At 74.8% G+C, this 12,199-nt stretch carries 8 protein-coding genes and 1 pseudogene; 4 read left to right on the plus strand and 5 right to left on the minus strand.

All coding sequences use genetic code 11. The annotated features are described in order from the left end of the window. Positions 1–7: 7 nt before the first annotated feature. The gene (locus tag ABTY56_RS24230) at positions 8–3,049 is read right to left on the minus strand and encodes an AAA family ATPase (RefSeq protein ID WP_350631142.1); all 3,042 of its coding nucleotides are present in this window, start codon (positions 3,047–3,049) and stop codon (positions 8–10) included. Then, complete coding sequence (locus ABTY56_RS24235; protein WP_350631143.1) at positions 3,046–4,215, minus strand: exonuclease SbcCD subunit D; 1,170 nt, start codon at positions 4,213–4,215, stop codon at positions 3,046–3,048. The genes ABTY56_RS24230 and ABTY56_RS24235 overlap by 4 nt, the downstream gene beginning before the upstream one ends. Positions 4,216–4,463: 248 nt before the next feature. Between ABTY56_RS24235 and ABTY56_RS24240 the strand changes: the two genes are divergently transcribed. The 4 genes from ABTY56_RS24240 to ABTY56_RS24255 all read left to right on the plus strand — a co-directional run bounded on the left by ABTY56_RS24240 (position 4,464) and on the right by ABTY56_RS24255 (position 7,959). Continuing rightward, positions 4,464–5,663, plus strand: a complete 1,200-nt coding sequence (locus tag ABTY56_RS24240; RefSeq protein WP_350631144.1) for a DUF8829 domain-containing protein — start codon at positions 4,464–4,466, stop codon at positions 5,661–5,663. Positions 5,664–5,868: 205 nt separating this feature from the next. Next, a complete protein-coding gene (locus tag ABTY56_RS24245; RefSeq protein ID WP_350631145.1) occupies positions 5,869–6,060 on the plus strand; it encodes a hypothetical protein in 192 nt (63 codons plus the stop codon). Then, the gene (locus ABTY56_RS24250; protein ID WP_350631146.1) at positions 6,057–6,683 is read left to right on the plus strand and encodes an NUDIX domain-containing protein; all 627 of its coding nucleotides are present in this window, start codon (positions 6,057–6,059) and stop codon (positions 6,681–6,683) included. The genes ABTY56_RS24245 and ABTY56_RS24250 overlap by 4 nt, the downstream gene beginning before the upstream one ends. Positions 6,684–7,161: 478 nt before the next feature. Next, on the plus strand, positions 7,162–7,959 hold the full coding sequence (locus tag ABTY56_RS24255) for an SGNH/GDSL hydrolase family protein (RefSeq protein ID WP_350631147.1): 798 nt from the start codon (positions 7,162–7,164) through the stop codon (positions 7,957–7,959). Between the two features lie 478 nt (positions 7,960–8,437). Here the strand turns inward: ABTY56_RS24255 and ABTY56_RS24260 are convergent. From ABTY56_RS24260 to ABTY56_RS24270, 3 genes and pseudogenes are all read right to left on the minus strand, one after another. Continuing rightward, positions 8,438–8,611, minus strand: a pseudogene (locus tag ABTY56_RS24260) (nitroreductase/quinone reductase family protein); the annotation flags it as partial. Positions 8,612–8,673: 62 nt separating this feature from the next. Beyond that, the gene (locus tag ABTY56_RS24265; RefSeq protein WP_350631186.1) at positions 8,674–9,882 is read right to left on the minus strand and encodes a polysaccharide deacetylase family protein; all 1,209 of its coding nucleotides are present in this window, start codon (positions 9,880–9,882) and stop codon (positions 8,674–8,676) included. A gap of 236 nt (positions 9,883–10,118) precedes the next feature. Further along, positions 10,119–11,945 (minus strand): AMP-dependent synthetase/ligase, encoded by a 1,827-nt coding sequence (locus tag ABTY56_RS24270; RefSeq protein ID WP_350631149.1) that lies wholly within the window; start codon positions 11,943–11,945, stop codon positions 10,119–10,121. Positions 11,946–12,199: the final 254 nt, after the last annotated feature.

The following is a 12,199-nucleotide window of genomic DNA, read 5'->3' on the forward strand; positions in this document are numbered from 1 at the left end:
GGCTTCCCTACGCGTCCTCCCGCCCGGCCAGGGCCAGGGTCGAGCCGCGCCGGCCCTTACGGACCAGCAGCTGGGCCGGGACACGGCTGCGCAGGTCGGCGACGTGGCTGACGATGCCGACCGCCCGGTCCCGCTCGCGCAGGCCGTCGAGGACGTCCATCACCTCCTCCAGGGACTGCTCGTCGAGCGTGCCGAAGCCCTCGTCGATGAACAGGGTGTCCAGCGGCATGCCGCCGGCCTCGTCGGTCACCACGTCGGCCAGGCCCAGGGCGAGGGAGAGCGAGGCGAAGAAGCTCTCGCCGCCGGAGAGGGTCGCGGTGTCCCGCTCGGTGCCCGTCCAGGCGTCCACCACCCGCAGTGCCAGGCCCGAGCGCTTGGTGCCGGCGCCCCGGCCGTCGTTGTGCACCAGGGTGTAGCGACCGCCGGACATCCGGACCAGCCGGTCGCTGGCCGCCGCCGCGACCTGCTCCAGCCGGGCCGCCAGCACGTACGACTCCAGGCGCATCCGCAGCCGGTTCTCGCCGGAGGTGCCGGCGGTCAGCGTGGCGAGCCGGTTGATCCGCCCGTACCCGTCCAGGGCCGGGGCCAGCTCGGCGGCGAGCCCGGCCAGCTGTCGGCCGATCGCGGCCAGCGCCTCGCACCGTTCGTGGGCCGCCGCGCGGGCGGCGTGCGCCTGTCCGAGCCGGTCGGTGGCGGCGCGCAGCCCGGCCGCGACGGCGGGCAGGTCGACCGGGGGACGGGCCGCGGCCTCGGTGAGCTCCGGCAGGTCCAGCTCACGCCGGACGGCGGCGGTCTCCGCGCGGTGCCGCTCCAGCCGGGCCTCCAGCCGCTCACGCTCGTCCCGCGGCAGCAGCACGGCCAGTGCCGCCCGGGCGTCCGGGAAGCCCGCTGCGGCGGCGGCCTCGCCCAGCTCGCCCTCGGCCTCGTCGAGCCGGGCCACCGCCTCCGTACGGGCGCGGGCGGCGGTGGCCGTGGCGGCGACCTGCTCGGTGGTCCGGGTCAGGGCCGCGGCCCGGTCGGCGACCGAGGCCGCCTCGCCGCGGGCGGCCGCCACTCGGGCGGTCAGCGCGTCCCGTTCGGTGGCGAGCTTCAGCAGCCGGTCGCTGAGGACGGCAGTGCGCTCCTTGGCCTCGTGCAGCTCGTCGTCACGGCGGGCGCGGTCCTGGGACAGCCGGGCGATCTGCTGCTCGACCCGGCCGAGCGCCTCCGCCGTGTGCCGCGCCTCGCGGTGCTCGCACTCCAGCCCGGCGAGGGCCCGTGCGAGCGCGTCCGCACCCTCCGGCCCGGCCGCTCCGGCGGCGCTGGCCTCGCGCACCCGCAGGGCGGTGAGCGCCTGGTCCGCCTCCGTCCAGGCCTGCTCGGCGACGGCCTGGGCGCGGCGGGCCCGCTCCTCGTCCTCGGCGGCGACCCGGCTGCCGGGCGCCGCCTCGGCGGGCGCCGGATGCTCGGGCGAGCCGCAGACCCGGCAGGCCTCGCCGGTGCGCAGCTGCTCGGCGAGCTCGGCGGCCATGCCCGTCAGCCGGCGGTCCCGCAGGTCCAGGCTGTGCTCGCGGGCGTCCAGTGCGGCGGTGCGCAGCTCGACGACCCGCGGTTCGGCCGCCGTGATCTCGGCCCGCAGGCCGTCGCGTTCCCGGGCCGCGTCCAGTCGGATGGCAAGCTCGGCGCGCTGTCCGTCCAGTTGCTCGACCCGGGCGGTCGCCTCCCGAGCCCGGGCGTGCTCGTCCTCCAGGCGCTTCAGCTCGCCCTCGAACTCGGCCAGCCAGTCCTCGGCCTCCTCGGCCAGCGCCTCGGCGGTGGTCCGGTCCGCCGTCAACGTTCCCTGCTCACGGGCGATTTCGGCGCAGCGCAGCTCGTCCGCCCGGGCCGCCTCCAGACGGACCACCTCGGCCCGCAGCCGTAGCTCGGCCTCGGCCAGCTCGGCGGCGCCGGCCCCGTCGAGCCGCCGACCCTCCCCGCCCGGTGCGGCGGCCAGCGCTTCGCGGTGTCGGCGCTCCGCGGCCTGCGCGCGCCGCAGCGCCTCGGCCGCGCTCTCCCGCAGCCGCAGCGCGGACTCCACCCCGACGGCCTCCTGCGCCGCGGCCAGCCGCTGCCGGTCCTGTGCGGCGGCGGGCTCGAACCCGGCCAGCCGTGCGGCCCGCTCCAGCGCCTCCCGGTGCCGGCGCTGCCGCCCGGCCAGCTCCTCGGCGGCCTCGCGGTGCCGCTGGGCGGTGCGCTGTGCCAGCCCGGCGCCCGCGAGCGCCGACTCCGCGACGGCGAGCTGCTCGGCCGCGCCGCTGCGCAGGACCGCCGCCCAGCCGAGCACCCCGGCGGTGAGCCCGGTGTCGCCGTCCTCGGCCGGGACCCACCCCTCCGCGGGCTCGGCGCCCGGGCCCGCCGCCTGCTCGGCCTTGCTGGAGAGGTCGCGCAGCCGGCGCCGCCCGGCCTGGACTGCCGCCTCCTGGGCGCGCCGTTGTTCGGCCAGCCAGTCCTCGACGAGCCGGTACCGCTCGGTGTCGAACAGCCGCCGCAGCAGCTTGCCGCGCTCCTCCGAGTCGGCCTTGAGGAAGCGCGCGAAGTCGCCCTGCGGCAGCAGCACCACCTGGCAGAACTGCTCCCGGTTGAGGCCGACGAGCTGCAGGACCTCCTCCCCGACCTCCTGGTGCGACTTGCTGAGCCCCCGCCAGCCCGGCGTGCCGTCGCCCGTGTCGGCGACCCACTCGCGCAGCAGCGTCTGCGCCCGTTCGACGGTGGTGCCGGTGCCGACCTTCTTCGGCCGTTGCTGCTCCGGCAGCCGGGTGATCTGCAGACGCCGACCGCCGAGGGTCAGCTCCAGCTGCACCTCGGTCAGCCGCTTGGGGTCGGCGTGGTCGCTGCGCAGCCGGTTGGCGCGGCGGGCGCCCGGAGTCTCGCCGTACAGCGCGAAGCAGACCGCGTCCAGCACGCTGCTCTTGCCCGCGCCCGTCGCGCCGCGCAGCAGGAACAGCCCACCGGCGGCGAGCGCGTCGAAGTCGACCGTCTCGGTGCCGGCGAACGGGCCGAAGGCGGTGACGGTGAGCCGGTGCAGCCTCATCGGGGCAGGTCCGCCTTCCGGTCGGTGGTCTGCCGGACGCGCTCGAAGCCCTCGCGCAGCCAGCCGAGCTCGTCGGGCGCAGGCTCGGCCCCGGGGCGGACGTGCCGCAGGAAGCCCTCGGCGATCTCCAGGTCGTCCCGGCCGCTCACCCGCGCCGCGTACGACGGGGAGGCCGAGGCCTCGGCTTCGTCCGGGTCGAAGAGCAGTTGCAGGGTGTGCGGGAAGCGGTGGCGCAGTCGCTCCATCGGCTCGCTCGGGCGGACGGCGTCGGTGAGCGTGGCCTGCACCCAGGACTGCTCGTGCTCGGCGTACCTCTCGTCGGTGAGCAGCGCGTCGAGGGTGTCGCGCAGGGTGGCGAGGCGGCGCGGCTCGGGGCAGGGCACGCGCGCGGCGGCCACCGAGCCGTCGGCCGCGAGGTCGACCAGCCACATGCTCTTGCGCTGGTGCACCTCGGAGAAGGAGTAGGCGAGCGGGGAGCCGCTGTAGCGCAGGTGCGGGGCGAGCGTCTGGCAGCCGTGCAGGTGGCCGAGCGCGACGTAGTGCACCCCCTCGAACACCGAGGCGGGCACCGAGGCGACACCGCCGACCGCGATGTCCCGCTCGCTGTCGCTCGGCGCGCCGCCGGTGACGAAGGCGTGCGCCAGCACCACCGCGCGGGTACCGGCCGGGCGCGCCGCCAGATCGGCCCGCACCTCGTCCATCGCGGCCCCGAGCACCGCGGCGTGCCCGCCCTTCGCCAGCCCGAAGCGCTCGCGCACCAGCGTGGGCTCCAGGTACGGCAGTCCGTACACGGCCACCGGCCCGTGGTCGTCCGCCAGCACCACGGGCGTGGCGCACTCGCCCGGATCCGTCCGCAGGTGGATCCCGGCCCGCCCGATCAGCCCCGCGCCGACTCCCAGCCGACGGGCCGAGTCGTGGTTGCCGCTGATGAACACCGTGGGCACGCCGAGATCCGCCAGCCGGTGCAGGACGTCGTCGAACATCGCGACCGCCTCCAGCCCGGGCAGCGCCCGGTCGTAGACGTCGCCCGCGACCAGTACGGCGTCCACACCCTCGGCCCGGACCACGTCCACCAGGTGGTCCAGGAAGGCCCGTTGGGCGTCGTGCAGGCTCTCCCGGTGGAACGAACGCCCGAGATGCCAGTCGGAGGTATGCAGCAGTCGCATGGTCCCCGACCCTAACCGTCGGCACTGACAATCCCACCCGGATCCGTGGAGGCGTGCGTCTCACGAGCACCGGGGGTGCTGTCGTGCGGGGGTGTCGCCGGGGCGCCGCGGTGCCGTCTCCCGCCCTCTGTTCGATTACTCGGGGTGAGTTGTCAGTGGCTGTGTGTATGTTCCTCGACGTCGGCGGCTCCGTCGTTCGGGGCGGTCGGCGCTGTCGGATGTCGAACAGGTGAGGAACAGGAGGAGCCATGGCTGCTGTGCGGGAGTTGCTGCGTGACGTGGTGGGTGCCGCGGGCGGGCGGACGTCGCGGGGGCGCCGTCGGGTGCTGGTGCTGGCGGGGCCGAAGCCGGGGAGCGGTGCCGGTGGTGCGCCGGCCGGAGGGGCGCCGGGCGGTGGGCCCGGTGGGGCGGCCCCGCCCGGGGGCGGGAGGCCGCCGGGCGGGCGTGCGGGAGGGGGTGGCGCGCGAGGACGGCGCGGCGGCCGGGCCCGGGGCGCGCCGCCGCAGCCGGTCGCGCTGGCGCTGGCCGTCGAGGCCGGGGACTTCGCCGGGCTCGCGCGGTACGGGCTGTTCGGCGGGCTCGACCACCAGGGTTACCTGCGGCGGGCGGAGGAGCAGCTGACGGCCCTGTACCGGCAGGGTCTGGAGGTGCACCTGCGGGTCCTGGAGGCGGACGACTTCGAGGACTACTGCGAGGCGCTCGGCCTCGACCCCCGGATGCCCGCGGCCCGGGTCGCCTACGCGGGCGATCCCGAGCTGGCCGGGGAGCCGTTCGTCTACGCGGGGGAGCGGCTGGCCGAGCTGCTGCCGGTGCTGATGGACGACCACCGGGCGCGGGTGCGGATGTCCGTGGCCTGCATGGCGCTGCTGGACGCCGTCGGCGACGACCCGGATGGGCAGCGCCGGATGGCGGCGGTCATGCGGTACGTGACGTCGGTGTACCTGGCGCTGGCCGAGGGCGCCGGGGAGGGCTGCCACCTGCTGACGCTGCGCTGCCACGGCCCCGAGGACGGTGAGGAGCTCACCTCGGCGGTGGACGTCTGCGTCGAGGAGGGGCGGCTGTACCCCGCCGGGCGGGACACCGAGGCGTTCTGCGTCACGCTGGCGGCGGGCGTGGCCTCCGGCGGCGAGGGGGCGCTGCTGCTGCACGGCGATCCGTCGTCGGGCCGCCGGGCCGATCCGCCGCCCGGGGACCCGCCGGGCCCGCCGACCGGGGGCCCGGCGCGTCCCTCGACCGGTGATGCCGGGATCCGGCCGCCGGTGCGCGGCTGGGCGCTGGCCGACGGCCGGCTGCGGCCGATGACCACGCACGAGGTGTTCGACGAGCTCGCGGACGACGCCGCCCGCGGGCTGCCGTTCCCGCCGGGTGTGGACCCGCGGCCTGGGTTCCCGCTGCCCGGATTCCCCGGCGTTCCCGGTCCCCGGCGAGGGGGTGGGCCGCTGGGATGATCAGGGCGTTCACCATCGCCGCGTCCACCATGCGGCGCTGGGGACTGTTCATCGACCGCCTGTTCGGGGAAGATTCGGAGAAGATCAACAGCAGGAGCGTGCGGTACCCCGCACCGCCGCTCCGGCCGCTCCGCTCCGTACCGCGCCCTGCAGGTCCTCTCCGCGCACCGCCGGTCCGGCGAGCCCGACAGCGAGAGGGGGACGCATGAGCGAGCGGAGCGAACTCGGCTCCGGAGGACGCGCGCAGCCGCACGCCTCCGCCGTCGGCTCCGGCGAGGTCGATGCCTTCGGCGAGGTCGATGCCTCGGGTGGGGTCGAGACCTCGGGCAAGGGCCGGGCCGGGGCCCCCACCCGGTGGCCCGACGTCCCCGTCGAGCGCCGCGAGGCGAGAGCATGAGCCCGATCGAGTACAGCGCGGAGATCGCCGATCTGCTCGGGAAGGTCCGGCGTCGCCCCACGGCGGGCTGGCCGTGGCGACCGGGCGAGCAGGTGCCGGACGGGCTGCCGGTCAAGCAGTCCTGGGGGTGGCTGTTCGCCCCGGACGGGCGGGTGCTGACCCTGGTGAACCCCAGGGACGGGATCTGCTCGCTGCCCGGCGGTTCACTGGAGCCGGAGGACTCCGGGGACCCTGCTGCCGCCCTGGCCAGGGAGGCGGCCGAGGAGGCGCAGGCGGTGATCGGCCGGCCGTACTACCTCGGGTACCTCTACGACCGGGTCGGTTCGGCGAACGGCGGGCACGAGTGTGCGCGGGTCCGGATGGCGGCGGCGTTGAGGGCGGTCGGGCCGAGCGTCGCCGACCCGGCCTCGGGCCGGCACTACCGGCGGCTGCTGGTCGCGCCCGGGCTCGCCGTCGAGCTGCTGGGCTGGGGCGCGCCCGGGCTGCGCCAGGCCCGGGCGGCGGTCGCCACCGCCGTCCGCTGGCTCGGCGTGCCCGCCGCCGCGAACGAGACGATCGAGGAGCTGCCGGTCGGGGGCTGCACGGTCTCGCCGGGCACCGTGTACCCGGGCGGTGGCCGCTAGACCGGCGCGCCCGGGGCCCGAGCGGTGTCCGCTGTCCTGAGGGTCCTGCCCGGCGCCCGGGTCTGAAGTCGGCTCACGGCGGCGTTCATCGGGGTCCGCTCGCGCCCGACGACGTCCGTTCGTCCGCTCGCGCCCGCCGTGGCCTTCCCGCGCCCGCCATGGTCCCCGCACGCCTGTCGGCGCGCTCTCGCCCCGACTGCCGGCCGGGTCGAAACTGACTCAACGGTGGTCGGACATCGACTCCAGGTTTACCGCGCACTGAACTTCCGCAAGTTGCCGGTCCACGCGCAAAACGCTACGCGCGTCAAAACGCACCCGCACTGACCAGTGTGAACTCACGGACTGTTGGCGGCAGTTCACCGCTGAGCTATCAGACGGTCCGTCAATATCCTTGGCATGAGCGCTTCCGGGTTCCCCTACTGCCTGGTATCACTTCTGTGACCCACGCCACGCCCCCACCCCCCACCCTGGAGGTGTCATGCCCCGCCCTGCCCGTGCCCTGTCCATCGCCGCGATTGCGGCAGGCCTCACCATGACGACGCTCTTCGCCGCCTCGTCCGCCAATGCGGCCGGCGTCAACTACGTGGCCCTCGGTGACTCGTACTCCTCCGGTGTCGGTGCCGGGAGCTACCTGAGCGACAGCGGTAGCTGCAAGCGCAGCACCAACGCGTACGCGTACCTCTGGAAGAACGCGCACTCGCCGTCCTCCTTCAAGTTCGTCGCCTGCTCGGGCGCCAGGACCGGCGACATCCTCAACAGCCAGATCTCGGCCCTGGATGCCGGCACCACGCTGGTCAGCATCTCCGTGGGCGGCAACGACGCCGGTTTCGCGGACACCATGCAGACCTGTGTCCTGGGCTCCGACAGCGCCTGCCTCAACGCCGTCAACACAGCGAAGAACTACGCCCTCAACACCCTGCCGGGCCAGCTGGACAACGTGTACTCCGCGATCAAGGCCAAGGCGCCGAACGCCCACGTCGTGGTGATGGGCTACCCGCACATCTACAAGGTCGGCGGCGACTGCGTCTTCGGCATCGGCGACACGAAGCGGGCCGCCATCAACGGCGCCGCCGACACCCTGGACGGCGTCCTCGCCAAGCGCGCCGCCAACGCCGGCTTCGCGTTCGGTGACGTCCGCAACATCTTCAGCAACCACGAGATCTGCGGCAGCCTGACCACCTGGCTGAACAGCACCACCCTGCCGATCGACGAGAGCTACCACCCGAAGGCCGCCGGCCAGGCCGGTGGCTACCTGCCGGTCTTCTCGCAGTCGTAACGGCTCGTCGGAAGCCGTCCGACACCGCAGCGCAGCGGGTGCCGCCGCCCCCTCCAGAGGCACGGGGAGGGGACGGCGGCAGCGGCGCTTCGGGGACCCGGTTCGGCGCGCTCCCGGCGGAGGCGGGCCCGATCGGCAGGAAGGGGATGCCGGCGAGGACCGGCAACAACTCCGCCTCCTCGTGGTGGAGGTACGCCTCCAGCTCGGCCGACATCCGGTCCGGTTCGGCGCGGAGCCGCTCCGGTTCGCTGACCTCGATCCCGGCCGGCGGCGTCACCAGCCAGCTCGTCCTTGATCCGCCCGATCGCCCGGTGCTGCTCGTCGAGCCGCGCGAGCACGTGAGCCGGCTCCGGTGGCTGCGGGCGAGGGTGCGTACGACCGGTGCCTCGCCGGCGGGAACGGGTCCGGGTCGGTCCCGTTCCAGGGCGACGACCGGCAACTCCCGCTCGGTGTGCGCCTGGTAGTCGCCGTATCCCGGCGTCTTCCGGACGGCGGCGGCGAACAGTCGCTCCCGCCGGTCGCCCTCGGCGGGTACGGCGATCGCGTCGAAGGCGTCGGTGCCGAGCTCGACCCGGACCACGGGGTGGGTCACCAGGTTGCGGTACCCACTGTGGGTGCTCCGGTGCTCCGGTGCTCCGGTAGTCCGGCGCACCGGCGGCCGAGGTCACGACCAGGAGCAGCCCCTCCGCCCGGACGTACCGTGGGCGTGGCCGGTCAGCGCAGGTAGTCGACCAGGCCGGCCGGCTTGAGGCCGGCGGCGTCGGCGGCGGCGAGGGCGCGCTGCAGGTCGGTGGCCAGGGTGTCGCTCCAGTGCATGATGATGACGTCGCCCGGCTGGAGCGGGCCCGGGTGCCAGATGTTGGCGGCGCCCCAGCTGAAGTCGGCGTCGGCGGTGAGCACGGTGCGGATGCCGCAGTTGGCGGCGGCCTGCAGGGTGTCGGCGTTCCAGGCGAAGAAGGGCGGGCGGAAGACGGCTGGCGCGGTGCCGAAGAGGCGGGTCATGGTGTCGCGGGCGTCGCAGATCTCGACCTGCTGCTGGTCCAGGGTGAGCTTGCTGAGGTCGGAGTGGGAGACCGTGTGGTCCTGGACCGAGGAGCCGGGTACGGCGGTGACCCGCTTGAAGAAGGCCGGGTCGGTGCCGGCCGGCATCGGCAGCGGGAAGGCGGTGATCGGCAGCCGGTGGTCGGCGATGAACTGCTCAGCCTCGGGGGTGCGCTGCCAGCCGTCGTCCACGGTGAAGAAGACGACCTTGTCGGTGGTCGGGACCGAGTCCGCCGCCACCGCCGGGGCGGGCGCGGGGCCGTCCACCCGGACGTCGTCCACCGAGAAGGGGCCCTGCTGGTACCAGCCGTGCACGTACAGCCGGATGCTGCGCGCGTCGGGGCCGGTGGTGAAGCGCGTGGTCAGCCGCTGCCAGCCGCCGCCGGTGCTCTGCGTCCACGCGGGCGGGAGGTCCCTGCCGGTGCCGGTGGCGCCCAGGTGGACGAAATTGCCGCGGACCCAGGCGGAGGCGGTGTAGGTGGTGTCGGGCCGGACGGCGACGGTCTGGACGCACTCGCCGGTGGAGTCGGCGTCCGCCGGGGTGACGGTCAGCGCGGAGGCGCCGGAGTGCGGGGCGGTGGTGGTGACGGCCGCTTCGGCCGGGCCACCGGTGCAGCTCCAGCCGGGGATGCTGCCCCAGTCGGCGAGGTTCGGGGCGGGCACCTCGAACCCGGGGTTGGTCGCCAGGTTGACCGTTGCGGCAGCCGCCGCAGCCGCCGCAGCCGCCGCAGCCGGGGCGGACGTTGCAGCCGCCGCAGCCGGTGCGGACGGTGCGGACGTTGCACCCGGTGCGGCCGCTGCCCCGTCGGCGGAGGCCGCCGGTACGGCGAAGGCGGTGAGCAGCGCGACGGAGGCGGCCAGCGCGGACAGGCGCGTGGACATCGACACGTGAGGACTCCAGCATGTGGGGGACGCCCGTGGGGAGGGCGTGAGCAGAAGTGGGCGTGAGCAGAAAGCGGGCATGGGCAAAGGGGGTGGTGGCACGCCGCACTCGGACCGAAGAGAACAATGGACTGGACCAATCGGCCCGTCAAGGGAACGGCAGGTGAACCGGTCGGCCATCGTGCCCGCGCCGCACGGGACAAGACGGGGTGTCAGACCACGGACCGGACATGCCGTCAGGAGAGGTACAGCTCCGCTATGTCCTCCGCGTAGTACTCCGCGATGGCGCCTCTGCGCAGCTTGAGCGAGGGCGTCAGCAGCCCCTGCTCCTGGCTGAACTCCCTTGGCAGCAGCCGGAACGCGCGGATCGACTCGGCCCGCGACACCGCCGTGTTGGCCGCCGCCACCGCGCGCTGGACCTCGAGGTGCAGCTCCTCGTCCGCGAGCACCGCCCAGGCGTCCAGCTGCTCCCGCCCGTGGGACTTCAGCCAGTGCGCCAGGGCCGCCGGGTCGAGCGTGATCAGCGCGGCCACGTACGGGCGGTCGTCGCCCACCACCAGGCACTGGGAGACCAGTGGATGCGCCTCGACCCGCTCCTCCAGGCCCGAGGGTGCGAGGTTCTTGCCGCTACTGGTGACGATCAGGTCCTTCTTGCGGCCGGTGATGGTGAGGTAGCCGTCCTCGTCCAGCCGGCCCAGGTCGCCGGTGGCGAACCAGCCGTCGACCAGTGACTCGGCGGTGCACTGCGGGTGGTTGAGGTAGCCGCCGAAGACCGATCCGCCGCGCACCCACACCTCGCCGTCGTCGGCGATCGCCACCGAGGCCCCCGGCACCGGCTGCCCGACGGTGCCGAGCTTCTGCCGCCCGGCGGGGTTGGCGGTGATCGCCGCGGAGGTCTCGGTCAGACCGTACCCCTCGTACAGCTGGAGGCCGGCGCCGGTGAAGAACAGGCCCAGCTCGCGCCGCAGCGAGGAGCCGCCGCACATCACGCTGCGCACCCGGCCGCCGAGCACCGCGCGCAGCCTCGGGTAGACGGTCCGCTCGTAGGCGAGGTGGCGCAGCCGCAGCGCGGCGCTCGGCCCGGGGCCGCGCCCGAAGGCCTTCTGCTCCCGGGCGGCGGCCCAGTCGACGGCCACCTGCCGGGCCTGCTCGAAGAGTTCGCCGCGCCCGGAGTCCTCGGCGGTGCGCCGGGCCTGCTGGAAGATCTTCTCGAAGACGTACGGGACGGCGTGCAGGAAGGTCGGCCGGAAGGTCTGCAGGGCGGGCAGCAGCGCGTTGGTGGAGACCTCGGGGACGTGGCCGATCCGGAAGCCGCCGCGGAGCGCGGCGATCTGCACGGCCCGCCCGTAGACGTGGGCGAGCGGCAGGAACAGCAGCGTGCCGGGCTGGTTGCCGCCGGTGTCGCGCAGGGCGTCCCCCCAGCCGGCGAGCAGCGCGTCGGCCTCGGCGGCCAGGTTGGCGTGGGTGATCAGGCAGCCCTTGGGTCGGCCGGTGGTGCCCGAGGTGTAGACGACGGTGGCGATGTTCTCGCCGGCGACGCCGAGGCGCTGGCGGTGCACCAGGGAGTCGGGCACGCCACGGCCGTCCTGGGTGATCGCCGCGACGCAGTCGCGGTCCAGCTGCCAGATGCCGGTGAGGTCGGGCAGTGCGTCGCAGACCGCGCCGACGGTCATCGCGGCGTCCTCGTCCTCGACCAGGCAGGCCACCGCCTGGGTCTCGGCGAGGATCCAGCGGACCTGCTCGGGGGAGGCGGTGGGGTAGACCGGGACGGTGATCGCGCCGATCGACCAGAGCGCGTAGTCGAAGAGCGTCCACTCGTAGCGGGTGCGGGACATCAGGGCGACCCGGTCGCCGTAGCGCACGCCATGCGTGAGTAATCCCTTGGCCAGGGCGAGCACCTGGTCCCGGAACTCCCGGGCGGTGACGTCCTGCCACTGCCCGTCGGTGGTCCGCCACGACAGTTGGACCAGGTCGGGGGTGCGCTCGGCGGTGTCGTACAGGGAGTCGGCGAGTCCTCCGACGGCCTCGGGAACGGCCGGGGCGGGGCTGGTGAACTCGCGCACAGTCCTCCCCGGTTCCGCGTCTCCCGGCGCCTCCTGCCGGCCCGGCCCGCCCGTCCTGCGGCCGCCTGGGCGGCGGCGCCCGGTTGCGCGGGTGGAGCGAAACTATCGGATCGCTCCGTCACTGCCCAGGGTTGCGCCGGTGACGCGACGAGATCGGCACGGGTCCGCTCGGATGGTGTCGCGATCGGGGAGGCCGGGGGGAGGAACGGAGGAGGCGCGGCGGAGGACTCAGGGAAGATTCAGGAAGGACCCAG

It is taken from the genome of Kitasatospora sp. NPDC097691 (assembly GCF_040302665.1).
GTDB lineage: Bacteria > Actinomycetota > Actinomycetes > Streptomycetales > Streptomycetaceae > Kitasatospora.

What these genes read in the sequence shown, in the direction of transcription:
- ABTY56_RS24250 (WP_350631146.1), top strand. Translation starts at nt 6,057, where the DNA reads ATGAGCCCGATCGAGTACAGCGCGGAGATCGCCGATCTGCTCGGGAAG.
- ABTY56_RS24230 (WP_350631142.1), bottom strand. Translation starts at nt 3,049, where the DNA reads ATGAGGCTGCACCGGCTCACCGTCACCGCCTTCGGCCCGTTCGCCGGC.
- ABTY56_RS24235 (WP_350631143.1), bottom strand. Translation starts at nt 4,215, where the DNA reads ATGCGACTGCTGCATACCTCCGACTGGCATCTCGGGCGTTCGTTCCAC.
- ABTY56_RS24240 (WP_350631144.1), top strand. Translation starts at nt 4,464, where the DNA reads ATGGCTGCTGTGCGGGAGTTGCTGCGTGACGTGGTGGGTGCCGCGGGC.
- ABTY56_RS24255 (WP_350631147.1), top strand. Translation starts at nt 7,162, where the DNA reads ATGCCCCGCCCTGCCCGTGCCCTGTCCATCGCCGCGATTGCGGCAGGC.
- ABTY56_RS24265 (WP_350631186.1), bottom strand. Translation starts at nt 9,882, where the DNA reads ATGTCCACGCGCCTGTCCGCGCTGGCCGCCTCCGTCGCGCTGCTCACC.
- ABTY56_RS24245 (WP_350631145.1), top strand. Translation starts at nt 5,869, where the DNA reads ATGAGCGAGCGGAGCGAACTCGGCTCCGGAGGACGCGCGCAGCCGCAC.